The 24268-nt window shown below is 69.9% G+C and carries 18 protein-coding genes and 1 tRNA gene; 5 read left to right on the top strand and 14 right to left on the bottom strand.

The window, feature by feature from the left end:
• The first annotated feature begins 67 nt into the window (after window positions 1–67).
• Complete coding sequence (locus tag ASD43_RS09025; RefSeq protein WP_056416332.1) at window positions 68–652, top strand: hypothetical protein; 585 nt, start codon at window positions 68–70, stop codon at window positions 650–652.
• 227 nt (window positions 653–879) lie between these two features.
• Here ASD43_RS09025 and ASD43_RS09020 read toward each other — a convergent pair whose 3' ends face one another.
• From ASD43_RS09020 to ASD43_RS08995, 6 genes are all read right to left on the bottom strand, one after another.
• Window positions 880–2247, bottom strand: a complete 1368-nt coding sequence (locus ASD43_RS09020) for an LCP family protein (protein ID WP_301285172.1) — start codon at window positions 2245–2247, stop codon at window positions 880–882.
• A gap of 83 nt (window positions 2248–2330) precedes the next feature.
• Window positions 2331–2798, bottom strand: a complete 468-nt coding sequence (purE, locus tag ASD43_RS09015; RefSeq protein ID WP_056419398.1) for a 5-(carboxyamino)imidazole ribonucleotide mutase — start codon at window positions 2796–2798, stop codon at window positions 2331–2333.
• Between the two features lie 107 nt (window positions 2799–2905).
• On the bottom strand, window positions 2906–4030 hold the full coding sequence (locus ASD43_RS09010; protein ID WP_056416326.1) for a 5-(carboxyamino)imidazole ribonucleotide synthase: 1125 nt from the start codon (window positions 4028–4030) through the stop codon (window positions 2906–2908).
• 88 nt (window positions 4031–4118) lie between these two features.
• Window positions 4119–4670, bottom strand: coding sequence for a PH domain-containing protein (locus ASD43_RS09005; RefSeq protein WP_056416324.1), 552 nt, complete (start codon window positions 4668–4670; stop codon window positions 4119–4121).
• 66 nt (window positions 4671–4736) lie between these two features.
• Window positions 4737–5507 (bottom strand): biotin--[acetyl-CoA-carboxylase] ligase, encoded by a 771-nt coding sequence (locus tag ASD43_RS09000; RefSeq protein ID WP_056416320.1) that lies wholly within the window; start codon window positions 5505–5507, stop codon window positions 4737–4739.
• Window positions 5507–6790, bottom strand: coding sequence for a CDP-glycerol glycerophosphotransferase family protein (locus tag ASD43_RS08995; protein WP_056416317.1), 1284 nt, complete (start codon window positions 6788–6790; stop codon window positions 5507–5509). The genes ASD43_RS09000 and ASD43_RS08995 overlap by 1 nt, the downstream gene beginning before the upstream one ends.
• A 147-nt stretch (window positions 6791–6937) precedes the next feature.
• On the opposite strand from ASD43_RS08995, the gene ASD43_RS08990 reads away from it, so the two are divergent.
• Window positions 6938–7963: a glycosyltransferase family 2 protein gene (locus ASD43_RS08990; protein ID WP_056419395.1), complete on the top strand. Its 1026-nt coding sequence runs from the start codon at window positions 6938–6940 to the stop codon at window positions 7961–7963.
• A 99-nt stretch (window positions 7964–8062) separates the two neighbouring features.
• Here the strand turns inward: ASD43_RS08990 and ASD43_RS08985 are convergent, their stop codons facing one another.
• From ASD43_RS08985 to ASD43_RS08975, 3 genes are read right to left on the bottom strand one after another with little or no spacing between them, the layout of a single operon-like run.
• Window positions 8063–9499, bottom strand: a complete 1437-nt coding sequence (locus tag ASD43_RS08985) for a CDP-glycerol glycerophosphotransferase family protein (protein ID WP_056416313.1) — start codon at window positions 9497–9499, stop codon at window positions 8063–8065.
• Window positions 9496–10749 carry a CDP-glycerol glycerophosphotransferase family protein gene (locus ASD43_RS08980; protein WP_056416311.1) on the bottom strand — a complete coding sequence of 418 codons (1254 nt, stop codon included), beginning with the start codon at window positions 10747–10749 and terminating at the stop codon, window positions 9496–9498. The genes ASD43_RS08985 and ASD43_RS08980 overlap by 4 nt, the downstream gene beginning before the upstream one ends.
• A gap of 55 nt (window positions 10750–10804) precedes the next feature.
• Window positions 10805–12472: a S1C family serine protease gene (locus ASD43_RS08975; protein WP_082539338.1), complete on the bottom strand. Its 1668-nt coding sequence runs from the start codon at window positions 12470–12472 to the stop codon at window positions 10805–10807.
• A 100-nt stretch (window positions 12473–12572) separates the two neighbouring features.
• Here ASD43_RS08975 and ASD43_RS08970 point away from each other — a divergent pair, with 100 nt between their 5' ends.
• Window positions 12573–13775, top strand: coding sequence for an aminotransferase class I/II-fold pyridoxal phosphate-dependent enzyme (locus ASD43_RS08970; RefSeq protein ID WP_056416308.1), 1203 nt, complete (start codon window positions 12573–12575; stop codon window positions 13773–13775).
• Between the two features lie 21 nt (window positions 13776–13796).
• On the opposite strand, the gene ASD43_RS08965 is transcribed toward ASD43_RS08970, so the two are convergent.
• The gene (locus tag ASD43_RS08965; protein ID WP_056416304.1) at window positions 13797–14603 is read right to left on the bottom strand and encodes a carbon-nitrogen hydrolase family protein; all 807 of its coding nucleotides are present in this window, start codon (window positions 14601–14603) and stop codon (window positions 13797–13799) included.
• A 79-nt stretch (window positions 14604–14682) separates the two neighbouring features.
• Here ASD43_RS08965 and ASD43_RS08960 point away from each other — a divergent pair.
• A tRNA-Met gene (locus ASD43_RS08960) sits at window positions 14683–14756 on the top strand.
• Window positions 14757–15199: 443 nt separating this feature from the next.
• On the opposite strand, the gene ASD43_RS08955 is transcribed toward ASD43_RS08960, so the two are convergent.
• Window positions 15200–18097: a UPF0182 family membrane protein gene (locus ASD43_RS08955; protein ID WP_056416300.1), complete on the bottom strand. Its 2898-nt coding sequence runs from the start codon at window positions 18095–18097 to the stop codon at window positions 15200–15202.
• A 46-nt stretch (window positions 18098–18143) separates the two neighbouring features.
• On the bottom strand, window positions 18144–19238 hold the full coding sequence (locus ASD43_RS08950; protein WP_082539337.1) for a YlbL family protein: 1095 nt from the start codon (window positions 19236–19238) through the stop codon (window positions 18144–18146).
• Window positions 19239–19355: 117 nt separating this feature from the next.
• Here ASD43_RS08950 and ASD43_RS08945 point away from each other — a divergent pair, with 117 nt between their 5' ends.
• The gene (locus ASD43_RS08945) at window positions 19356–20789 is read left to right on the top strand and encodes a zinc-dependent metalloprotease (protein ID WP_056416295.1); all 1434 of its coding nucleotides are present in this window, start codon (window positions 19356–19358) and stop codon (window positions 20787–20789) included.
• Window positions 20790–21644: 855 nt separating this feature from the next.
• Here ASD43_RS08945 and ASD43_RS08935 read toward each other — a convergent pair.
• Both ASD43_RS08935 and nudC read right to left on the bottom strand, forming a co-directional pair.
• Window positions 21645–23366: an ATP-dependent helicase gene (locus ASD43_RS08935; protein ID WP_056416291.1), complete on the bottom strand. Its 1722-nt coding sequence runs from the start codon at window positions 23364–23366 to the stop codon at window positions 21645–21647.
• A complete protein-coding gene (nudC, locus tag ASD43_RS08930; protein WP_056416288.1) occupies window positions 23363–24265 on the bottom strand; it encodes an NAD(+) diphosphatase in 903 nt (300 codons plus the stop codon). The genes ASD43_RS08935 and nudC overlap by 4 nt, the downstream gene beginning before the upstream one ends.
• Window positions 24266–24268: the final 3 nt, after the last annotated feature.

Raw genomic sequence — 24268 nt, 5'->3', positions numbered from 1 at the left:
GTCATCCACGCAATCGGACGCAGGGGTGTGTCCGGATGCGATTCCGCGTGAATTTCTGGGGAGAATCATGCTGAAGAAACTGGCTGCCATCAGCCTTGCCGCTGGCGCGATCGTGTTGATGGCTCCTGCCGTCGCCACTGCTGCGCCGTTGACCGTTCCGTCCGAGTCCGACACGTACTCCGGCACGCCTGGCGTGGGGGTCGACGATCCGATCATCGGCATCTGCGATGTGTCCACCGTCACCTTCGGCGCGGGGTACTTCCTGCCGTCCGAGACGGTCGGTGTCTCCGTGTCGGGTCACAACGCCGGAGAATCGGCGGTCTCGGGGAACACGGCGGCTGCCGACGGCAGCCTGGTCGTGACCTTCCGTCCGCCTGCCGACGGTGAGGGATCCTACGCGCTCACGTTCTCGGGATCTCGTTCCTACACGGCGACCATCACGGTCTCGCACGGGCACGATGAAGCCGTGCGCTGCGACCACGACCCGGGCGTCGCGGCGTCCGGCACGGAGATGCCCCTGACCGGAGGCGGGCTCGAGCTCGCCCTCACCGGTGGCAGCGTGTCGCCCTGGGTCGTCGGCGGTGGCGCTGCGGCTCTTCTGGCCGGTGGAGCGCTCGTCGCCACCGGTGTCGTGCGCCGCAAGCGCGCCTAGATCGGACCCCGCTTCGGCGGGTGTCGGCTGGACGGCGGTGGTCCCTCCCCCTCCGATCACCGTCGTTCAGTGAATCCGGCCCGAACCGGAGGCCCACGGCCGCTACCTTAACTCTCAGGTGGCGGCCGTGGGTTCGTTAACGGGCCGGTTCATCGACCTGCCGGTTCCGTCCGATGCTCACCGGCGACCCGGCCCGGCCCTTCCGGTCCGGCCCCACCCGGCACCGCTCAGGGCGTGGGTGTCGGGGTCTCCGTCGGCGGGTGCAGGGTCTGCTGCATCAGCTGGTGGATGTAGTCGTAGTTCGGCGAGTGCTCGTCGACCCCGTTGTCGGGGGTGAGCTCGACCGTCGTGACCGGCTGCTCTCGGGCCTTCGTCATGAGATCGAAGAACTCGGGGAGCTTGTCCTGAGGGAGATCCGTGCTGATGAGCGCGGTACCCGCCGCAGCGACCTCGTTGAATCGCGTCAGCACGGTCTGCGGAGTGAACTGCGCGAGGATCGCCTCCTGCAGCTCACGCTGGCGCTTCATCCGGTCCCAATCGCTCGTGGTGTACCGCGAGCGCGCGTACCACTGGGCGGTGTCGCCGTCCATGTGCTGCTGACCGACCTCGATCCATCCCGACGCCCAGGCGTCGACGTCGTGGGGGTCGACGCCCTCGGGCGGACCACCCTTCGGGAGCCGTTCCGTGACGTTGATGTCCACGCCGCCGAGCGCATCGACGAGGGCCGCGAAGCCGTGCATGTCGACGAACACGTAGTAGGGGATCTCGATGCCGAGGACGCCTTCGGCGGCATCCTTCGTCGCCTCGATCCCGGGGTCGGAGCCGTGCGAGGCGGCGTCGGGATAGAGCCCTGCGCCGTCGTCGTCGCGGCAGACCTCGGCGGCGTTGCGAACGTGGTTCATCCAGCCGTTCCAGCCGCAGGAGCTCGAATTATGCCCTTCGAACCCGTTCGGGTACAGCGCCTGCATCGGGCTGCCCTCGCTGAACGGCGCGTGCGGGAGCTCTCGCGGAATGCCCGTGATGGTCACGGCGCCGCTGGTCGCGTTCACGGAGACCACAGAGATGCTGTCGTACCGCATCGAGTCCCGACCGTCGCCACTGTCGGCTCCGAGCAGGAGGATGTTGTAGTAGCCCTCGCTCGGCGGCAGGCTCGGACCACTCTCGCCGAAGATCGTGTTGATCGTTCCGCGGGCGGTTCCGACGTACGACGCCGCGTACCCGGTTCCCGTTCCCACCAATCCGAGCAGCAGCAGGGCGACGAGCGGGATCGCGAACTTCGAGGGACCCGGCACTTTCACGAGGCGCACGAGGCGCAGCGCGTCGAAGGTGAGGACGATCCACAGCACGAGGTAGCCGATGAGCAGGACCTGGACGAGGGTCAGGACGACGGCGGAGAACCACCCTCCGCCCACGGTCAGCCACAGCAGCACCGGGCGGGCGAAGAGTGCGAGACCGGCGCCGACGATCACGAGGAACCAGGCGAGCAGTGTGGCTCCGAGCCCGAAGCGACCGAGTCGTCGGTCACCGGCGAGCACCTGCGCCGAACCCGGCACGAAGAGGTTGAGCACCACCAGCCACCAGGCGCGCTTGGTCATCGACCCGGCGTCGGCGGTGTTCGGGTGCCGTAGCGGACGGGTCTCGATCAGAGGGCGCGCCGAGCCTCGCGGTGGCGCAAGGGTCACAGCGAGCCCTTCAGCCGCTCGTTCTTCTCCTCGACCTGAGCCTCGAGATCGAGGGCGTAGGCCTCGACGCGATCGGCGAGGTCGTCGTCGGACGTGCCGAGGATGCGGGCGGCGAGGATGCCGGCGTTGCGCGCTCCCCCGATCGAGACCGTGGCGACCGGGATGCCTGCCGGCATCTGCACGATGGAGAGGAGCGAGTCCATGCCGTCGAGGAAGGCGAGCGGGACCGGCACGCCGATGACCGGCAGCGCCGTCATCGAGGCGAGCATGCCCGGCAGGTGCGCGGCGCCCCCGGCGCCGGCGATGATCACGCGGATGCCGCGAGAGCGCGCCTCGCGCGCGTACTTCATCAGCTTGTCGGGGGTTCGGTGCGCCGAGACGACCTCCACCTCGTGCGGGATCCCGAAGTCCGTCAGCGACTGTGAGGCGTCGCTCATCACTCGCCAGTCGGAGTCGGATCCCATGACGACGCCGACCAGGGGCGCGGTGGAGGAATGCAGAGGCTCGGTCACTCCCCCAGGCTACGGTCTGCTACTGGGAGAATCCCCGAACGGCACGCCCCTTGTGCCCCTCAGTCGAAATGCGCGGCAGCCGCCCTCGCGACGTACACCGCATCGTCGAGATCCGCACCCGACACATTCACGTGACCGACCTTGCGCCCGGGACGGGGCGCCTTGCCGTACGTGTGGATCTTCGCTGTCGGATACCCGGCCATCGCCGCGGCGAAACGGTCGCCGAGCGTGCCGTCCTTCGGCCCGCCGAGGATGTTGATCATCACCGACCAGGGGGCGCGCGGCGTCGCGTCGCCGAGTGGGAGATCGGCCACCGCCCGGAGATGCTGTTCGAACTGCCCGGTCACCGCGCCGTCCTGGCTCCAGTGCCCGCTGTTGTGCGGGCGCATCGCCAGTTCGTTGACGAGGATGCGCTCGTCGTCCGTCTCGAAGAGCTCGACCGCCAGCATGCCGGTGACGCCGAGCCCCTCGGCGATCGAACGCCCGATCTCCTCAGCCAGCTGGACGAGCCGCTCCGACGCCTGCGGTGCGGGAGCGAGCACCTCGGCGCACACCCCGTCGCGCTGCACGGTCTCGACGACGGGGTAGGCCACGATCTGCCCGCCGGGACGACGCGCCACCTGCTGGGCGAGCTCGCGCACGAAGCCGACGAGCTCTTCGACGAGGAGCGCATCACCGTCGGCGAGCGCGTCGAACCAGTCGACGGCATCGCTGCCGGAGCGGACCACGCGCACGCCCTTGCCGTCGTACCCGCCGCGTGGCGTCTTCACCACCGCTCTGCCGCCGTGGTCGTCGAGGAACGCCTGCAGCTCCACGGCGTCTCGCACCGGCGCCCACTCGGGCTGCGGCACACCGAGCTCGGCGAGGCGCGCACGCATGAGCAGCTTGTCCTGGGCGAACTGCAGGGCATCCGGTCCGGGGTGCACGGCCACACCGTCCGCGACCAGCGCTCGGAGGATGTCCTGCGGGACGTGCTCGTGGTCGAAGGTGACGACGTCGACGTCCTGCACGAACGCGCGGACGACATCGAGGTCGTGATAGTCGCCGACGGCGGTCGCGGCGAGGCCGGCCGACATCCCCTCGTCTTCGGCCAGCACCCGCAGGTCGAGTCCGAGCTCCACCGCCGGAGCGATCATCATCCTGGCCAGCTGGCCTCCACCGATCACACCCACACGCAACGCCATGTGCCGTCTCCCATCGTCCTGACCATTCTCGCGCATCACCGCAGCGATCGAACACACACTCCTCGCGCGGCCCGGCCACGCGGCGACCTCAGAACGAGGCGGTGTCGGACCCGGACTGCGCGTCGCGGTGCGCGAGGATCTGACTGACCTCGATCTGGTCGGCGAGGGTCTCGTGAACCAGGGTGACGTTGGGTACGTTGGCCAGTCGCAGCGGCGCATCGACGCCATTGGAGAGCGAGATCGTCCCCGTCCCCCACATCCGCTGCAGGACGCCTCGACGCACGCCGATCGTGTAGCCCCGTGCGTGGGACATCTCTCGACGGCTCTGCGCGCCGACGCCGTGGCGCACGATGACCCGTCGCGTCGTGACGGTCACCGAGCGCGAGTACCAGACGATGTAGGGCACGACCACGAGAAGCAGCACGAGGCCTCCGGCAGCGCTGAGGAGCATCCAGTCCTCGAACGGGGCAGGGAGATTGTCGTAGAAGTACGCGGTGGCGCCGAACACCGCGATGAGCACGAGGGCCGACCAGAACAGCCGTCGGGCGTGACCACGGAACCGCGCGATCAGCAGCTCTTCAGAGGGCACACCGGGAGGTGGCATCGTCGGCCGTCCGCCGAGGGTCACTGGCTGCGTCACTTCTCCATTGTGCCTGGAACGACCGACATCGGCCTGCGCGCCCCGGGCGTGTCAGACTCGGGCGTGTCAGACTCGGGCCGGTCGGACATGCACCACGTCGCCGGCCGAGACGGCGACGTGCTCGCCCGCGGAGAGCACGACGAGCCGACCGGCCTGATCCACGGCGACGGCGGTGCCCACGAGCACGCGCTCCCCGGGGAGAGTCACCCGCACGTCGAGCCCGATCGTCGCGCACCGCGCCGAGACGGCGGCATGCAGCCCGCCGGCCACGGCATCACCGGCCTCCGCGAGGTCGGAGATCCGCGAGTCGAGCTGCCGCAGGTAGACCGAGAGCAGCCGGTCCGCATCGGCGCGGACACCGAGTGCGGCGAACGACGTCGCCGTCGGCACCGGAAGCTCCGCGGCGGTCATCGCGGTGTTGACGCCGGTGCCGACGATCACGGCATCGGATGTCGCCTGCGCCAGGATGCCGCAGATCTTGCGCCCCTCCACGAGGACGTCGTTCGGCCACTTGACCGCCACCCGGTGCTCGGGCAGCTGCTCCGCGATCGCCTCCGACATCGCGAGACCCGCTGCGAGGGGGATCCAGGCGCGCACATCGGGGTCGGCCGGAAGCCGGCGAAGCAGCACCGACACCGCGAGGGAGGATCCGGGAGGGGCCGTCCACGAGCGGTCGAGCCGTCCACGCCCCGCCGTCTGGGTGTCGGTGAGGAGCACCGAGAGATGCGGCCACTCCCGGGCATCGGCCGCGCGCTCGGAGAGCTCCGCGTTCGTGGAGCCGATGGCGGGCAGGACTTCGAGCCGGGAGGCCACTCCCCTGGTCGCGGTGAGGTCCATCAGACCTCCTCCTCGTCGGCCTCTTCGTCGTCGTCATCCTCGTCGGGACGCACGGCACCGATCTCGTGGGCCTGCCAGCGGTCCCACCGGCGCATGAGCTCCTCGATCGCACCGTGGAACTTCGCGGTGGCGACTCCGGGTGTCGTGTCGCCGAAGTAGTGCTGCACCCACATCCGCAACCGGGCGATGGCCCCCTCGTCCGCGCGCACGCGCTCGACCTCCGCGATGATGCCGGAGGCGGCATCCGCCTCGAGCCATTCGCAGTCCGAGAGGTAGCCGTTCGTGTCGATCGACGCGCGGTCGTCGACCGGGCGGGTGATCATCAGAGGCTTGCCGACGGCGAGGCGGTCGTAGACCATGGCCGAGATGTCGACGATCGCGACATCGGCGGCGGCCAGCTGCCAGCCCAGGTCCGGACCGTTGTCGTACACGTGCTGCGCTGCGGGATCGGCGGCGTTCGCCGCGGAGATCGCCGCGACGATCCGCCGGTGCGCGGCGCCATAGGCGTCGTCGACCACGCCGCTGCGAGGATGCGGCCGGTAGACGACGCGATGCGCGGACGACGCGAGGAGCGCACCCACCAGTGCCTCGCCGTGCGAGGCGATCGAACCGTAGTGGGCGCTCGGCCGGTCGCCCTCCCACGTCGGCGCGTACAGCACGACGGTGCGGTCATCGGGGGTGTACGGGAGCGTGCCCGAATAGTGGTCGGCCTGCGGGCGGCCGATCTCGAGGGTGCGGCGCTCGATGTCCCAGTCCCAGAGCGTGCGTGAGAGGCGGTCCCGCGCCGCCTGCCCCGCGACCAGCGCGTAGTCGTAGGCCTTGTACTGATTCGTCGTCATGTACATCTTGTCGGACTCGCCGTGGTTGATGAACACATGCCAGCGGCGACCGTAGCGGAACATCTGGAAGTTGCGCGTGTTCTGATTCACGTACAGGACGATGCGGATGTCCTGCGAGGCGACGAACTGCTCCAGGTCGCGCACGGTCGGGACGAAGGCGACCGGAGGGCCGTCTTCGTCGAGGAGCCTGTCCGCGCCCGTGGCCGAGCGCGCCAGCACGACGACCGGCCAGCGCTTCGCGAGCTCCGCCAGCGGACGGTACCACTGCCGCATCTGGTACATGTTCACCGCACCGTCGGCGAAGTAGACCGCGATCTGGTAACGCCCTGACGGATGCGGTTCCCGATCGGCCAGCCTGCGGCGGACCCGTTGCACCGCGGTACGCGAGGCGAGAGCCCTCTTCAGCAGACGGTAGGCCTTCTTCGCATCGGACACAGCACCCATCCCTCCAGGATACCGAGTGGGACCCGCGGTTCTCAGCCGATCCCGGGCGGCCGGTGCCCGCATCAGCGAACGTCCGAGAGCACATGCCATGATCGTCATGTGCCTGACAACGAGATCGACGCCTCCGACCACGGGGTGTCCTTCGTCATGCCCGTCCTGAACGAGCGCGCCTACCTCGAGCACGCCGTCCGTTCCGTGCTCGCGCAGGAGCTGACGGTGCCCGCCGAACTCGTGCTGGCCCTCGGACCGTCGACCGACGGCACCACCGCCCTCGCGCAGCGCCTCGCCGCCGACGACGAGAGGATCCGGCTCGTCGAGAACCCGGCCGCGCACATCCCCGTCGGACTGAACGCGGCGATCCGAGCGAGCCGATACGCCACGATCGTGCGGGTCGACGCCCACTCCGAGCTCTCCCCCGGCTACGCCGCGCGCGCCCTTGAGACACTCCGGCGCACCGGCGCCGCGAACGTCGGCGGCGTGATGCATGCGGACGGCAGGACGCCGTTCCAGCGAGCCGTCGCACGGTTGTACAACTCACCTGTCGGACTCGGCGGAGGCGCCTATCACGGAGGGACGCACGAGGGCGAGGCCGAATCCGCCTACCTGGGCGTCATGCGCCGCGAGGTGCTCGAGGAGGTCGGGCTCTTCGACGAGTCGATCCGCCGCGGCGAGGACTGGGAGCTCAACCTCCGCATCCGTCAGGCCGGACATCGGGTGTGGTTCGATCCGAGCCTCTCGGTCACGTACTGGCCGCGGGAGAGCTGGCTGCGTCTGGCCCGGCAGTTCCGGGCCACCGGAGCGTGGAGAGGCGAGCTCGTGCGCCGGTACGGGCGCCGCAACGGCGTCCGCTTCTTCGCACCGCCCGCGCTCGTCGCACTGCTCGCCACCGCCGTGCTGCTCGGCGTCACGCAGCTCGTCGGCGCCGTGACCGGGGTCCTCTCCACGATCCTCTCCGCGGTGATCTACCTGCCGTTGCTCGCCTATGTGCTCCTCGTGATCGTCGTGGCCGCTCTGCCCGGCGGTGGCGGCCCGCGCCAACGGCTGTGGACGGCCGCCGTGCTGCCGACGATGCACCTCTCGTGGGGCTTCGGGTTCCTGGGCGGCGTGCTCCGCGGAGCCCGTGACACCGTCGACGCGTCGAGGCTCGGCACCCGCAACACCCCGCTCCCCTGAGCCGGACGCGAGCGGTGGCGGGGCGACGACCGCTCCGGCGACCTCCACGACCGCTTCGGCGACCTCGACGGTCCCTCCGCGCCTGCCGCCGCCCGCGGGTCAGCGGGTGACGTACCCCTGGTCGAGGATGCGTGCGACCACCCGCTCCGCCGCGTGGCCGTCGTCACGGGCGTTGAACTGCGCCCGCCACGCCGCGTACCGCGGTGCGAACGCCTCCGCGAGCGTGGAATCGGCGAGCGCGGCGACGAGCTCCTCCTGCGAACGGACCAGCGGGCCGGGTGCCCTGCTCTCGAGGTCGAAGTAGAAACCGCGCAGCTGACCGCGGTAGTGGTCGAGGTCGGGTACGAGGAAGAACATCGGCTTGCCCGTGACGCTGAAGTCGAACATCACCGAGGAGTAGTCCGTGATCAGCGCGTCGGCGGCGAGCAGCAGCTGCGAGGTCTCCGGATATCCGGTGACGTCGATCACACGAGCACCGGCACGGTCGCGATCGGTGTCGATCGTGCGGGAGTGACCACGGACGAGCACGACGGAGTCCGTCTGCCGAGCGAGCGCCTCCGCGTCGACGAAGTCGACCATCCCGGCGCGGTCATCGCGCCACGTGGGTGCGTAGAGCAGCACGCGTTCGTCGGGGCCGATCCCGAGGTCGGCGCGGATCGCCGCGGGGTCACCCGTCACCAGCACATCGTCGCGCGGGTACCCCTCGACCCAGATGGGGCGTCCGAAGAAGGCATATGCCTTGCGGAGAATGCGCTCCGAATACGCGTTCTGCGCGAGCAGGACGTCCCACCGGCGGGACTCCTTCACGACGGCGGCCATACGGCGCAGGTCGAACCCCGGCCTGTGCAGGGCGAGTCTCTTCAACGGAGTGCCGTGCCAGGTCTGCAGAACCTTCTGGCCCGGTTTGCGGACGAAGCGCCGGCGCAGCCAGTCGTTGACGACGAGGAGCCGGACGTCCGCACGAGCGCGCCACCATTCCGGGCTGCCCTCGACGACCGCGATGGCGCCGTCGGGAACCGCCACCGAGAGATCGGCGACGCTCCAGTAGCGCACGACCGCCGGCGCCGCCACGGCGAGTGCTCGATCGATGGCCTGCGGGTTGCACCCGACGGTGCGCCCGTAGAAGCTCTCGAAGAACACCGCGTTCTCCGTTCCGCCGGTGTGCGCCAGGTAGCGTCCCTCGAGGGTCGCCTGCCCCTCGGGCGTCTCGTAGGCGGGATCGATGGGCGCCGCGATGGCGGCCGTGGCGCCGCGGACCGCGATGCGCACTCCGGACAGCACCTCCGGGGCGACGGCGAGACCCGCGAGGTCGACGCCGGGGATGCGGATCTCGTAGTCTCCGGCCGGGAGCGGCAGCTCGGCCCCACCCCATCGCGACGCACGAAGGGGGACGGTCGCCTTCCACGTCTTGCCTCCGCCGGTGATCCGAGCGGTGACCCTGGCGCGCGGCCCGATCAGCTCGGCGGTGGAGGGACGCGGACCGGTCCCTGCGATGACGAGCGTCTCCGCCGCATCATCGATCCGGGCCGTGGTCATACTGCTCCCTTCGGCGCGGCGACACCGCGCGCGCGAATCTTCTCGTACACCCGCTGGGTGTTGCACCCGTCGCGGAACGCATGCATCTCCGCGCTGAGCGTAGCGGAACGCTCGGCGGCGGCGGCGAACACGTCGTCGTCCTCCAGCAGGGCCGACAGCTGCGGCACCACGGCATCCCAGTCCGCCGCGTACTCGTCGCCCGCCACGTCCTGGAACCGCCCGTAGAACCCGCGGGCGCGGCCGTACTCGACGACGTCGGGTGCGAGATAGAGCACCGGCATCGCCAGGAGCCCGACATCGTAGGCGAGCGAGGAGTAGTCGGTGATCAGCAGGTCCACCGCCGGCAGCACCGGAGTCACGTCGGCGAGCACGCCCGATCCGAGCATCTTCACCCGCGCGGTCGGCAGCGGAGGGGCGTACCCGCCCTCACCGAGCGGGTGCGAACGGACGAGGAGCACGGCATCGTGCTCCTCCAGCATGCGGATGATCCGCACCCACTGCGCCGCATCCGGTATCGCGGGGTCGGGTGCGCCGTCGCGCCAGGTCGGCGCGTAGAGGATCGTGCGGGAGGACCTCCGCGGTTCCCCGAGTGCACGGTCGAGGGCGATGGATGCCGTCGCCCGCCGCGCCTCGGGCTCCCCCGCGGAGAGCACGTCGACGCGGGGCTCGCCGGTCACGACCACCCGATCGTCGCCGAGGCCGAATGCCGACTCGAGGCGTCCGCGGGATCGATGCGACGCGGCCGGGAGCACGCGGATGCGCTGTGCGGCCCGACGGTAGAGGAACTCGACGAGGCGTCGGAGCACAGGCGCACCCGGAACGTCGGGGACCTGCGTCGTGGCGGGCGAGTCCAGGCCGATGCGCTTGAGGGGGATGCCGTGCCAGAGCTGCACGACGAAGGCGCCGGCGATCGCGTAGCGGTTCGCATCGCCCAAGCCGTGGGTCACCACGACGACGCCGGCCCGCGCGGTCGCCCACCACCCGCGCAGCCCGTGCTTGCGCACGGTACGCAGGCCCAATGCGGCGGCGTCGGCATCCTCACGATCCGAGGACGTGAGCCAGAGCGTCTCGTGGCCCTGGGACGCAGCGTGCCGCTGCAGCGCGAGCGCGCCGTCTCCGATGCCGGCTCCGCACCCGAACACCCAGCGTGAGCCGCGCGGTACGAGAGATGTGCCGACGCGACCGGCGAGGTAGACCGGGATCCGCAGCAGCTTGGCCGCATTGCCGGAGCCGAAAGAGAAGGACGCCACTCCGCGAGCCTATCGCGGGGTGGCGTCCTTCTCGGTGACCGGGTGGTCCGGGTGATCAGCCGGCGAGAGCTCCCAGTGTGACGTCGCTCTCGAACTGCTTGCCTCCGCGGATGTAGGTGACCTTGGCATCGCTGCCGCCTGCGGCCGCGCGGACCTGAGCGGTCAGATCCGTCGCGCTCGTGATCGGGACGCCGTTGAAGGCGGTGACCACGTCGCCCTTCTTGAGTCCACCGGTGGCGGCGGCGCCTCCACCGGACACATCGGCGATCAGCGCACCGGCGACCGCGGCGTTCTCCGCGCTGGCGGCATCCTGCACCGAGGCGCCGAGCAGACCGTGCGTCGCCGCACCGTCGGCGATGATCTCCTTCGAGACGCGCTCGGCGATGTTCGAGGGGATCGCGAAGCCGATGCCGATGGATCCGCCTTCCTCGGAGTTGCCCGAGCTCGCGATGGCCACGTTGATGCCGATCAGCTCGCCCTTGCTGTTGACGAGCGCGCCGCCCGAGTTGCCGTGATTGATCGCGGCGTCCGTCTGGATGACGGCGATCGAGATCGAGTCGGAGCTCTGCTGGGAGGTGTTCCCCGGCAGATCGAACTGGAACGGCCCCTGACCCTGACCCTCCGGCGGCGTCTCCTCCTGCTGGGGAGCGTCTTCCGACGACGAGTCGGGCAGCGCGGACGAGGCGATCTGGATGCTGCGGTTCAGGGCGCTGACGATTCCGGTGGTGACCGAGTTCGACAGACCGAGCGGCGCACCGAGCGCCACCGCCGTGTCTCCCACGTTGAGCGATGAGGAGTCGGCGAACTCGATCGGGGTGAGGTCCTTCGCGTCGGTCAGCTTGATGACGGCGAGATCGTAGATCGGGTCGGTGCCGACCACGGTCGCCGCGTAGATGCGGCCATCCGACGTCGTGACCCGGATGGTCGGATCGGCGACCGCACCGCCGAGGGTCACGACGTGGGTGTTCGTGAGCACATAGCCGTCGTCGCTGATGATGACGCCCGAACCGCTGCCGCCCTGGTCCGAGCCCGCGACCTCGATCGTGACGACGGACGGCAGCGCCTCCGTGGCGACGGCGGTGGTCTCGTTGACGGAACCCGGATTGTTCACCGTCACGGTGTCGGGTCCCTGCGCGACCCCGGTCGAGGTCTGGTTGGAGATCCCGTTGAGGATGGCTCCCCCGCCGAATCCGGCGACACCGCCGACGAGCGCGGCGGCGACCACGATGGCGGCGAACTTCACACCGGCACGGGGCTTCTCCTTGGCCTTCACCGGAGCCGCGAACGGCTCGCCCTGCCCTGGCTGGGCCGCGGAGTGGATGCCGAACGCCGCGCCGGGCGCGGTCGAGGTGGGGGCGCCGGGGTGCGCCGGGGCCGATCCGTATGCCGATGCGTCCGGGGCACCGACACCGCTCGGAGCAGCGAACGCCGCGGGCTGCTGCGGCACGGGTGCAGCGTGGGGCGCGGCGAACGCGGGAGCGCCACCCGGTGCGGGATTCTGCGACGCCGCAGGCGTCTGCGGCGGAGTGACCGCGGCAGGCGCCGAGGTGAACGTCTGCGGCATCTCGTGTCCCTGGCCGACGGGCGCGGGGGCGGGGAGGTCGGTGCGGGTCTCAGCGGCGCCGTTCGTCGTCGAATGGTCGACGGCCCCTGGCACCTCGGTGGACGGCACGGCGTCGTTCGACGCGGGTGACGTGTGGTCGTGGGTGTTGTCTTCGTTCATGGTGTGTGCTCCTTCAACAACGCCCCTTCAGAATGACGACTCTGTCTGTGCGTTTCGTATGGTGCAGATGAGTTTCCGCTATGGCCTTAGCCTGTTCTCCATGAATGAGATCCCCGGCGCCTGGCGGCGTACGGCAGCGGGAGCCGGCCTGCTCGCAGCCGACGGAACCGTCGCACCCACCATCTTCGCAGAGATGTCCGCCGCTGCGGCCAGAACCGGGGCGATCAACCTCGGGCAGGGCTTCCCCGACGAGGACGGTCCCAGGCAGGTGCTCGAGGCCGCCCGCGAGGCGATCTCCCGGGGCGTCAACCAGTACCCGCCCGGTCGGGGCGCGCCCGATCTGCTCGCCGCCATCAGCGAGCACCAGCAGCGCTTCTACGGACTGGAGGTCGACCCCTCGAACGAGGTGATCGTGACCGCCGGTGCGACGGAGGCGCTGACCGCCGCTCTGCTCGCGCTGATCGACGGACCGGACGACGAGGTGGTCGTCTTCGAGCCGTACTACGACTCGTACGCGGCGGCGGTCGCGCTGGCGGGCGCACGGTTGCGGACGGTCCCCCTGCGCGCTCCGGACTTCCGACCGGATCTGGATCTGCTCGCGGCGACCGTCACCGACCGCACCCGGATCATCCTCGTCAACGTCCCGCACAATCCGACCGGTGCGGTGTTCGACCGGGAGGTGCTCGACGAGGTCATCCGACTCGCCGAGCGGCACGACGCGACCATCGTCACCGACGAGGTCTACGAGCACCTGTCGTTCCACTCCCCGCACACTCCGATCGCCGCGCTGCCCGGTGGTGCGGCGCGCACGCTGACGATATCTTCGGCGGGCAAGACGTTCTCGGCCACGGGCTGGAAGATCGGCTGGGTGCACGGCCCCGCCGCGCTGATCACCGCCGTCCTGACCTTGAAGCAGTACATGACCTACGTGAACGGCTCGCCCTTCCAGCCCGCTGTGGCCGTCGGTCTGCGCCTCGGCGACGACTACTTCACGGGGGCGGCGGCGGCACTGGCGCGCAAGCACGAGATCCTCGGCGCCGGGCTGAGGGCCGCCGGGTTCGTCGTCCATGCGCCACAGGGGGGCTATTTCACCGTCGCCGATGCGTCGGGGCTCGGCGGTGCGGATGCGGCGCAGTTCTGCCGCGAGCTGCCGGAGCGGGCGGGTGTCGTGGCGATCCCGCTCAGCGCCTTCGTGTCGGCGGAGCGGCGAGACGAGTACGCCGGGCTCGTGCGGTTCGCCGCGTGCAAGCGCATCGACGTGCTGCAGGAGGCCGCCGCGCGGCTCAGCGCCGCCGACTTCTGATCGACGGAGCGGCTCCCGCGGTCAGCGCGGGCTGACCCGGTACCGTCTGAGCTGCAAGGCGGGGTTGCTCTCGCGAACCCGCTCGATCACGGTGCGCTCCACGGTTGCGACGGCGATGCCCTCGCTCACTCCGACTCCGGCCAGGACGACGCCCTGCGGGTCGATGATCTGCGAGTGTCCCACCCCGACCGGGGTCGGGTGATCGGCCGCGACCACGTAGACGGTGTTCTCGATCGCGCGCGCCGCGAGCAATGTGGTCCAGTGATGCTCTTTGAGGGGGCCGCGCACCCATTCGGCGGGGACGACGAGCGCGTCGGCGCCGGCATCGACGAGCGTGCGTGCGACCTCGGGGAAGCGCAGGTCGTAGCAGGTCATGAGCCCGAAGCGCATGCCGGCGACCTCGAAGGTCGGCGCCGTGAGCTCGCCCGCCTCGATCCAGTCGGACTCCTTCTGTCCGAAGGCGTCGTACAGGTGCTGCTTGCGGTACACGCCGAGGATGCCGTCGCCGCGGACGGCGACGACGGTGTTGTGCACGTGCGCGGCGTCGGAGGCGCGCTCGACCAGGCCCGCGACGATCACGACGCCGTGGTCTGCCGCCAGGGCCCGCAGTGTCGTGACGAAGTCGCCCTCCAGCGTCTCCGCATTCGCGGCGAGCGTGTCGTCCATGGGATCGACGAAGTAGCTCGAGTACTCGGGGAAGACGATCAGTCGCGCGCCTCGGGCAGCGGCAGCGACGACGAGCTCGGCGAGGCGCTCACGGTTGCTTTCGCGGGAGCCCGTCGGAGCGAACTGGCAGACGGCGACGGGCACGGCGGCGGATGCGGGCATGCTCACATCCTCCCCCATCGCGCCGGGGCCGACCTCGATTCGCGAGCCCTCAGAATCCGTGTTAGGCTGTAACTCGTGCCGCGGGGTGGAGCAGTTCGGTAGCTCGCCGGGCTCATAACCCGGAGGTCGCAGGTTCAAATCCTGTCCCCGCAACGAGAATGCGACACAAGAAAGGCCCCTGATCAGGAGAAATCCTGATCAGGGGCCTTTTGCTTTCCTGCCTCATGACGTGCTGTCCACGACACACGAATCGGAACGCGGTCATGGTGGCGAGGCTCCTGCACACCGCTGCTGACAGTCACCGAGCGTCATGGGACGCATCGAAGTGGTCGTCACTGGACACGCCGGTCACCGATACGGCTACCGCCCACCACTTCCGCCAGCGTTCGAGGGACGCAGAGAGTCCCTCGAGGTCGTTCCCAGGACACCGGAGCATTGGCCCCATGTGGAACCTGATCGTTCCCCTGGTCGAAGAGCTCGAGACAGACCCGGAAAGTCGGTACCCGCCGGACGATACCGGGATGAGGTGGATCGAAGCACGAAACCAGAATGGGCGCCCCCGGAGGGGCGCCCATTCTGTATCTCTCACTGCGGGATCACTCCCCCGACGTCGACTCCAGTCCGAGCAGCGTGTTGACCGCGTCCGTGAGACGCTTGTCCGCCTCGGCGAACTTCGTCAGGTCGCCGGACTTGAGCGCGGCGTCACGGTCAGTGAGCGCCTGACGCGCAGCGTCGAGCGCCTCGGCCTGTGCATCGGTGGGCGTCGTCGGTTCGGTCGGAACCTCGCCGGTATCGGGATCGGGCTGCGTCGGCTCGACCTGGTCGTCACCGCCGGTCGCGCCCGAGTCTCCCCCGAAGAGCGTGTCGAGGGCTGCGGTCAGGGTGTCCTCGAACGCCACCTTGTCGCCGAAGGCCACGAGGACCTTCTGCAGACGCGGCAGCTTGGTGCCCTCCGACGACTGCACGTAGACCGGCTGCACGTAGAGCAGACCGCCTCCGACGGGCAGCGTCAACAGGTTGCCGTAGAGGACTTCCGACTCACCCTGCTGCAGCAGGTTCAGCTGCGGCACCACGGCGGTGTCGGAGTTGTAGGTGTTCTGCACCTGGCCGGGGCCCGGCACCGTCGTATCGGTGTCGATCTCGAGCATCCTGAGCTGTCCGTAGCCCTCGCCCTTGACGCCGGCCTCGGAGCCGGCGTCCGAATCGACCGCCAGGTAGCCCATCAGGACGTCGCGGTTGCCGCCGCTCCCGGTCGCCGACGGGATGAACGTCGAGAACATCGAGAACCGCGGGGAGTCCTGTCCGGGCATCTGCATCGTCAGGTAGTACGGCGGCTGCAGCACCGCGTCGCTGCGCGGGTCGTTCGGCGTCTGCCAGCGGTTGTCCTGCTGCGCGAACGAGCCGGCGGTGTCGATGTGGTAGATCCCGAGCACGTCGCGCTGCACCTTGAACAGGTCGGTCGGGTACCGCACGTGGCTCATCAGGTCGGACGACATCTCGCTCACCGGCTTGAGCGTCGACGGGTAGATGTTCTGCCACGTCTGCAGCACCGGGTCCTTGTCGTCCCAGGCATACAGGGTCACCGATCCGTCGTACGCGTCGACCGTGGCCTTGACCGAGTTGCGGATGTAGTTGATGTCGTCGATCGCGAGGGTCGGCGACGGGAGGTTCGAGTCGGCGATCGCCTCCGAGAGGCTCACGTTCGTGGAGTAGGGGTACGTGGCGCTGGTCGTGTAGCCGTCGACGATCCAGACGATCTTGCCGTCGACCACGCTCGGGTACGGATCGCTGTCGAGCTCCAGGTACGGCGCGACCTTCTGCACTCGGGTCTTCGGATCGCGGTCGTACAGGATCTGCGATTCGTCGTTCACCAGATTGGAGAACAGGATCTGCTCGGACTGGAACTTCAGCGCGTAGAGGAGCTTCGTGAAGGTGTTGCCGATCTTCGGCCCACCGTCGCCCTCGAACGTGGTCTTGGTCTCGTTCGAGCCGTCCTTGCCGCGCGGGTAGTCGATCTCGACCGGGTCCGATCCGTCGGGCGACCCGACGATCGAGTACTCGGGCGAGTTCTCACCGAAGTACACGCGGGGCTCGAAGTTCTCCTGGTCGGTGAGGAATCCCGCGGAGGGGATGCCGCGCTCGAGGAAGACGGGCTCCCCGTCGCTCGTGCGCTGGTTGCCTGCCGCGACCACGAGACCGTAGCCGTGCGTGTAGACCGCGGCGCGGTTGTTCCAGTTGCTGACGTCGACGCCCTCCATGTCGAGGTCTCGCACCGACACCACGGTGTCCTGCATCTCCCCGTCGATCTCATACCGATCGACGTCGAGGTTCTGCTGGAACTGGTAGTACCCGCGGTACTGCTCGAGCTGACGCACCGCCGGGCTGATGACCGCCGGATCGACGATGCGGATGGATGCCGTCGTCTCGGCGTCCGCGCGCAGCTGACCCGCCTCGGCATCGGTCTCGGCCTCGAACGGAGTCGTCTCGAGATCGGCGACCCCGTACGCCTCCTTCGTGCCGTCGATGTTCCGCTGGTAGAACTCCGCCTGGTAGGCGTTCTGGTTCGGGCGCACCTGGAAGGTCGTGACCGCCCACGGGAAGCCGACGCCGACGACGAGCGAGGCGACGATCAGCAGCGCGGTCGCGGCCAGCGGGAAGCGCCAGCGACCGATGACGGCCGTGACGAAGAAGAGGATCGCGACGATCGCCGCGATGATGGTGAGGATCGCGAGACCGGGGATCGTCGCGTTCACGCCGGTGTAGGCGGGGCCGACGATGCGATCGTCCTGGGCGACCAGGGTCTTGAACCGGTCGAGCCACAGGCTCGCCGCCTGCACGAGCAGGTAGAGACCTGCGAGGATCGCGAGCTGGATGCGCGCGGGCTTGGAGATGCGCAGCTCACCCTGGCCGATGCGCACCGACCCGTAGAGGTACGACACGAGTGCGGTGACGACGAGCGTCAGCAGCAGCACGGCCGACACGAACGCGAGCAGGATCGAATAGAACGGCATCGCGAACATGTAGAAGCCGGTGTCGACGCCGAACTGCGGGTCGGTGGTGTCGGTGGTGACGCCGTTGGCCCACAGCCACACGGTCTTCCACTGGCTGGCGGCCGAGAAGCCGGCGAACAGGCCGAAGAAGATGGGCATGCCCCACATCGCGAGGCGACGGAGCGGCTCGATGACCTCCTGGTACCTGTCCAGCTGCGAGCTGAGGCGCACGTAGACGGGCCGCAGACGGTAGGCCAGCTGGATGGCGACGAACAGCGGCACCGCCATGCCGAGGAAACCGATGACGAACATCACCGCCGTGGCGAACCATTGAGTGGTGAGCACTCCGGTGAAGCCCACCTGGTCGAACCAGAGGTATTCGGTGTAGAACGACGCGAAGAGGAAGAAGGCGGCGATCAGCGCGGCGATGATCGCCAGCGAGATCCCGAAGATTCTTCGCGAAGTTCGAGGAGTGGCCGGGTTCGGTGCGGAAGTCGAGGTCACCCTCCCATCCTAGGCTCGCCTCACTGTACGGCGGCTGTCCACCCTGTCACGGGGAGGTCACGACATCGCAGGTCGGGAGCGCATCGACGTCCCCGCCGTCGGCGATCACGTCGAGCGCAGCGAGAGATTCCTCGAGGGTGGAGGTGCTGATCACCGTGAGCCCGTCGGGCACATGCCCGGTCACCTCGTCGCAATTAGACGACGGGGCGAGGAAGTACTCGGCGCCCGCGTCTCTCGCGCCGTAGAGCTTCTGACGGATGCCGCCGATCGGCCCCACCGTCCCGTCGGCCTCGATGGTGCCGGTGCCGGCGACGTTCTCCCCGCCGTTGAGCTCGCCCTCGGTGAGCGTGTCGATGATCCCGAGCGCGAACATCATGCCCGCGCTCGGACCGCCGACGTTGTCGAGCTGCAGCGTGACGTCGACCGCGAAGTCGTAGTCGGTGCGCAGCGAGACGCCGATGAGCCAGGTGGTGACATCCCCCTGGGTCTGCGCCTCGGGCGTGACCTCGACGACGTGCTCGTCACCCGCACGCTGCACGGTGAGCGCGACGGGGGCTCCGCCGGCGTCCTGGATCGCCTGCTTCAGCTGCTTCGCGGAGCTCACTGCGGTGCCGTCCACCGCGGTGATGACGTCCTCCGCCTCGAGGCTCCCCTCGGCGGGCGCGTCGTCGATGACCTCCTGCACCACGACCTCGGCGCCGGTGTCGTATCCGAGCTCATCGAGCGCGGCGGCCGTGGCCTCGTGCTGCGAGTCGACCATCAGCGTCGCGTTCTGCTCGTCGCGCTGCTCGGTGGTCACGCCCTCGGGGAACACCGAGTCGATCGGGACGACGGCGCGCGAGGAGTCCATCCACGCGAGAGCGAGTTCGAACCAGCTCGGCGTGCGCTCGCGGTTCCCGACGACCTGCACGGTCGTGAGGTCGAGCGTTCCCGCCGTCTCGTACGTCTCCGCGCCGTCGATCTGGATCAGCGGGACCTGCTCGCCGTCGGCGCCGGCGGCGGTGCCGAGGGTGTCGTACACCGGCCCCGGGCGCTGGATCACGTAGGGCGTCGGGAGGAAGGTGAGCACGACGAGCGCGATCAGAGCGACGATCAGCGCCCAGACGCCCAGCCCGAGTTTCACAGACCGGGTTCGATCCACAGTTTTCCTCCGTCGTTCGCGGGCGGCGTACAGCGATCTGCCCGCGTCGGGGTCTGGCGGCCACTCCTGTGACTAGCGTAGATGCCACGGCTTCAGACGTGCTGAGAGGCGAGCGACATGCCAGACAACGACCCCACCCCCGAGGATTTCGAAGAGTTCCTCCGACGAATGATGGCCGGCCAGGGCGGCGGTGACATCGACCCCGAAGCGCTGCGGAACGCCTTCTCCGGCATGGACGGCATCCAGCTCGATCCCGCCATGATGCAGACCATCATGTCGCAGCTGCAGGGCGCCTTCGGCGGCGACGCATGGGAGAACGCGCTGCGTCAGGCGCTGCACATCGCGAACCGCGACGGGCTCGGCATCACCGAGGGATCGCGCACCTCGCTCGTCGACTCGTTCGCACTCGCCGATCTGTGGCTGAGCGAGGCGACCACCATCTCCGAGCTCGCCGAGCGGCCCAGGGCGATGACCCGCGGCGAGTGGGTCGAGGCGACCCTCCCGGTGTGGAAGGAGATCGCCGAGCCGGTGTCCACGAGCATCGCGGATGCGCTCACCAGCGCCCTCGACACCCAGGTGCCCGAAGAGATGCGCGAGGTCGTGCAGGGGGCCGGCAAGCTCATGCGGGGCCTCGGAGGGTCGGTGTTCGCGGCCCAGTTCGGACAGGTGCTCGGCAAGCTCGCCCTCGAGGTGGTGTCCGGCGGCGATGTCGGCATCCCCGTGCTCCCGGCAGGGACCGCGGCGGTGATCCCGCAGAACCTCAGCGACTTCGGCGACGGACTCGAGATCCCCGAAGACCAGATCATCCTCTACCTCGCCACGCGCGAGCTGGCCTACGCCCGGCTGTACCGCCACGCGAAGTGGCTGCACCTGCACGTGATGGCGCAGATCACCGACTTCGCACGCGGCGTCACGGTCGACGTCGACGCGCTGGAGGACGTAGCGAGCCGCCTCGACCCCTCGAATCCCGAGGAGCTGCGGTCGGCGATCGAGGGCGGCGCGCTGCTGCCCTCGCAGACGGAGGCGCAGAGCGAGGCTCTGGCGCGGCTCGAGAACCTGGTCGCGACGATCGACGGATGGGTCGACGTCGTCACCGCTCAGGCCACCTCCCGGCTTCCCGACGGCGCGCGCATCGCCGAGGCCGCACGCCGTCGCCGCGCGGTCGGCGGCCCGGCGGAGGACGCCCTCGGCGCTCTCGTCGGACTCAAGCTCCGCCCGCGCCGCCTGCGCGAGGCGTCGGCCATGTGGCAGGCGGTCACCGACGCGGTCGGCGCCGCGGGGCGCGACGCCCTGTGGGACTACCCCGACCTGATGCCCACCTCGGAGGACATCGACGACCCCTCCGCGCTGGTGGCGCGACTGCAGGCGACGGCCCGTGGCGAGCAGCCGGCCGCCGACGAGTTCGACGAGGCCCTCGCGCGCCTGCTCGACGGCGACGATTTCTCCGCCGAGAGGAACGGAGAGACGGATGACGCCTCTTCCGGAACCGACCGCGAGGAGAGCGACGGCGAGGAGCCGGGCGACGGGACCGGGGGCGAGCGACCGGTCTGACCCGGCCGTCGGTCCGGTCTCGAACCGGGGCCGGGTCAGGTGCCCGGACCAGGGCCGACACCTCTCCTGCACAGACCGCGGGGGCGCCCGATCTTCTCCACCGATCGTCCTCCCGGCACCCCGCGCCACGTGATCATCCCCAGAATCGAGGGATGCCTCCGCTGAGTCCGCAGATCACGACCCGCCTCGACCCCGCCGTCCCGTTGCTGTGGCGCGATGGCGACACCCTGCAGATCGGCATCGAGGGAACTCTGCGGATCCCCGCCTCCGAACCGTGGGTGGAACGCCTCGTCGCCCGCATGGCGGCGGGTTTCCGCCGCTCGACGTTCGACGTCCTCGCCCACGCCGCGGGCGCACCGCGTGCCGACGCACGCCGGCTGCTCGCGCGGCTCGAGCCGTTGCTGGTCGACGATGTCGCCTCTCCCCCGGCCGCGTGGGTCGAGAGCATCGACGTCCTCGACGGCCGGTGCGAGTACCGGATGCGGGAGGCCCTGGTCGACGAGGGCGTGGCTGACGGTGTGCGCGGGGATCCTCGACACGTCGGTGTCGTTCTCGTGGAGGGCGCGGCGGCCGCGCTGCAGTTCGCACGCTACCTGCGCGACGACCTCGCACACCTGCCGGTGTCGTGGGAGCGCGGGCGGACGACCGTCGGCCCCGTGATCGTCCCCGGCATCTCACCGTGTCTGAGCTGCCGCGACGGGCACGAGCGCGCGAAGGATCCGGCATGGCCGCGGCTGCACGCGCAGCTCGTCGCTCGCCCCGCCGGTCCTCTCAGCGCGGCACGCGTCGCCGACGCGGCCACCCTCGTCGCACGACTGCTGGCGGCATCCGCGTCACCGGGCGAGTATGCGGTGATCAGCGACGACGGTCGGCGCGAGTGGCGTTCGGTGACATTTCACGAAGAATGCCGGTGCCGCGTGCCGTCGTCCCCATCTCTGCCAGGAACCGCGACGGCGCTCGTTCCCCTCGCCCCGCGGATCGAGACCAGGAGAGCGCCAGCGTACGCGCGGCTCGCGTGACACCGACATACGCGAGACGTCGCTCTTCGTCGATGGCCTCGAATCCGGTGGCATACGAGATGGGCAGCGCCCCCTCGGCCCACCCTGCGAGGTGCACGTGCGGCCATTCGAGACCCTTCGCGGCGTGCAGGGTCGACAGCGTGACGGTGCGCAGCGTCGGCTCATGCTGGTCCTTGGCGCGAGCCATCAGCGAGTCGCTGAACGTGCGGAGGTTCTCGTCGGGTCCGGCGTCCTCCGCGAGCCTGAGGATCGCGCGCCGCGCCTCCCAGCCGTCGCGCTGCGCGCCACCCGCGGCCGGGGGCTCGTCGCTCAGACCGAGCTCGCGCAGGACGCGCTGGACACCCGGGAGGAATCCCTGTTCGGTGGGAGCGACCGCCGCTGCTCGCAACGCGAGGATCGCCTGCCGCACCTCGGGCATCGCGAAGAACCGCGTGCCGCCCAGCACCGAGGTCGCGACGCCCTCGGCGGCGAGCGCCTGCTGCAGCGCGGCGGACTGCGCGTGCGCGCGGTAGAGCACGGCGATGTCGGCGGGAGACGTACCCGCGGCGATGCGGGCCGAGACGGCCGCGGCGATGCCTTCGGCCTCCTCGCGCTCGGAGTCGTACGCGGTGACGGTGGGGGCATCCGCGTGGAAGGTCTCGCGCGCCGGGACGAGCTCGAGCGCACCCGGCCTGCCCTTCATGAGCGCGTTCGCCGCTTCGAGGATCGGGGCCTGCGACCGGTAGTTGGTCTCGAGGCGGACGACCGTCGCATCGGGATGCCGTCGTTCGAACTCCAAGAGGAAGCGCTGCTCGGCGCCCGCGAACGAGTAGATGGTCTGGCTGGCGTCGCCCACGACACAGATGTCGCGCCGGTCGCCCAGCCAGAGCTCGAGCAGACGGTTCTGCAACGGCGACACGTCCTGATACTCGTCGACCGTGAAGTGCCGATACTGCTCGTGCACCGACGCCGCCACACGGGACTCCGCCTCCAGCATCCCCGCGCACGCCAGCAGGACATCTTCGAAGTCCAGCTGATGCCGTTCGTCCTTCAGGGCCTCGTAGCGCTGCTGCAGCTCCACCAGCTGCTGCGTGTCGACACCGCTCACCGACCGCCCGAGGGCCGCGTGCGCGTCGACCGAGAGCATCGACACCTTGCGCCACTCGATCTCGGAGGCGATGTCGCGCAGCGTGGCGGTGCTCGGGCGCAGGCGCATGGCGTCGGCGGCCTGCCCCAGCATCCGCACCTTGTTGTCGATGATCGACGGAGCGGGAGCGCCCGCAAGGGTCGGCCAGAAGAAGTTCAGCTGCGCCAGAGCGGCCGCATGGAAGGTCCGCGCGGCGACGCCCTCGACGCCCAGCGCCCGCAGGCGCCCCCGCAGCTCTCCCGCCGCCTTGGCGGTGAACGTCACCGCCATCACGCGCGAAGGCGAGTACGCTCCGGTGTCCACACCGTGGGCGATCCGGTGGGTGATCACGCGGGTCTTCCCCGTGCCGGCACCCGCGAGCACCGCGACAGGTCCGCGCAGCACGGATGCCGCCTCCCGCTGCCGTTCGTCGAGTGCGTCGAGCGCGCTCACGCGCGCTCCTCGAACCACGACACGATCAGGGCACGGGCGATGGACGACGGGCCAGGGAGGCCGACGGGTCCGTCACCGGCGAGAGCGGAACCGATCTCCGCCCGGGTGAACCACCGCGCGTCGATGATCTCCTCGCCGTCCGGGCGCACATCGCCCTCGTCGAGGACGACCGCACGGAAGCCCAGCATCAGCGAGCGCGGGAACGGCCACGGCTGCGAGGAGACGTAGCGCAGAGAGGCCAGCCGGACTCCGGACTCCTCTTCGAGCTCGCGGTGCACGGTGGCCTCGAGCGACTCCCCCGCCTCCGTGAATCCCGCGAAGCAGGAGTACATGCGGCCTCCCCAGTTCGCGTTGGCGCCGAGCAGCAGACGCTCGCCGTCGGCGCTCTCCACGGCAACGATGACCGCGGGGTCCGTGCGCGGGAAGTGCTCGCGCCCGCAGACGAGGCAGTGCCTCGACCACCCCGCCTGTCGGAGCTCGGTGCCTCCGCCGCACGACGGGCAGAACGGCGCATCCCGCAGCCAGCCGCCCAGGGCGAGAGCCTCGATGAGCAGCTCGGTCTCGTCGGCGGCGAGGCGGGCACCCAGATCGCGCAGACCCAGCCACATCTCATCCGGGGCCGTATCGACGCTCTCGGTCTCGGGCTCAGGCGGCAGGACGGCCAACAGGATGGCGTGGCCGTCGGGGTCACGACCCAGCAGAGCCCAGGTGGCGTCGACGATCTCCTCCGCGGGAACCCGCAGGAGCGCGGCATGATCGACGTCGCCGTCCGCGATGCGCACCCGACCGCCACGCGTGGCGATCACCCGGGTCGTGCGGTCGGCGCGGAGCCGGTCGATGAGTCCTGGCTCGCCCCTCAGGTCCGCGGCGCGGTCGAGAGACGTGGTCTTCATGGTCATCGG

Origin of the sequence: Microbacterium sp. Root553 (assembly GCF_001426995.1) — a bacterium.
GTDB lineage: Bacteria > Actinomycetota > Actinomycetes > Actinomycetales > Microbacteriaceae > Microbacterium.
This window is presented reverse-complemented; position numbering and strand designations above follow the sequence as displayed.

Excerpts from the sequence above, each read along its gene's own strand:
- ASD43_RS09025 (WP_056416332.1), top strand. The coding sequence starts at position 68 with ATGCTGAAGAAACTGGCTGCCATCAGCCTTGCCGCTGGCGCGATCGTG.
- ASD43_RS09020 (WP_301285172.1), bottom strand. The coding sequence starts at position 2,247 with ATGACCAAGCGCGCCTGGTGGCTGGTGGTGCTCAACCTCTTCGTGCCG.
- purE (WP_056419398.1), bottom strand. The coding sequence starts at position 2,798 with ATGGGATCCGACTCCGACTGGCGAGTGATGAGCGACGCCTCACAGTCG.
- ASD43_RS09010 (WP_056416326.1), bottom strand. The coding sequence starts at position 4,030 with ATGGCGTTGCGTGTGGGTGTGATCGGTGGAGGCCAGCTGGCCAGGATG.
- ASD43_RS09000 (WP_056416320.1), bottom strand. The coding sequence starts at position 5,507 with ATGGACCTCACCGCGACCAGGGGAGTGGCCTCCCGGCTCGAAGTCCTG.
- ASD43_RS08995 (WP_056416317.1), bottom strand. The coding sequence starts at position 6,790 with ATGGGTGCTGTGTCCGATGCGAAGAAGGCCTACCGTCTGCTGAAGAGG.
- ASD43_RS08990 (WP_056419395.1), top strand. The coding sequence starts at position 6,938 with ATGCCCGTCCTGAACGAGCGCGCCTACCTCGAGCACGCCGTCCGTTCC.
- ASD43_RS08985 (WP_056416313.1), bottom strand. The coding sequence starts at position 9,499 with ATGACCACGGCCCGGATCGATGATGCGGCGGAGACGCTCGTCATCGCA.
- ASD43_RS08975 (WP_082539338.1), bottom strand. The coding sequence starts at position 12,472 with ATGAACGAAGACAACACCCACGACCACACGTCACCCGCGTCGAACGAC.
- ASD43_RS08970 (WP_056416308.1), top strand. The coding sequence starts at position 12,573 with ATGAATGAGATCCCCGGCGCCTGGCGGCGTACGGCAGCGGGAGCCGGC.
- ASD43_RS08965 (WP_056416304.1), bottom strand. The coding sequence starts at position 14,603 with ATGCCCGCATCCGCCGCCGTGCCCGTCGCCGTCTGCCAGTTCGCTCCG.
- ASD43_RS08945 (WP_056416295.1), top strand. The coding sequence starts at position 19,356 with ATGCCAGACAACGACCCCACCCCCGAGGATTTCGAAGAGTTCCTCCGA.
- nudC (WP_056416288.1), bottom strand. The coding sequence starts at position 24,265 with ATGACCATGAAGACCACGTCTCTCGACCGCGCCGCGGACCTGAGGGGC.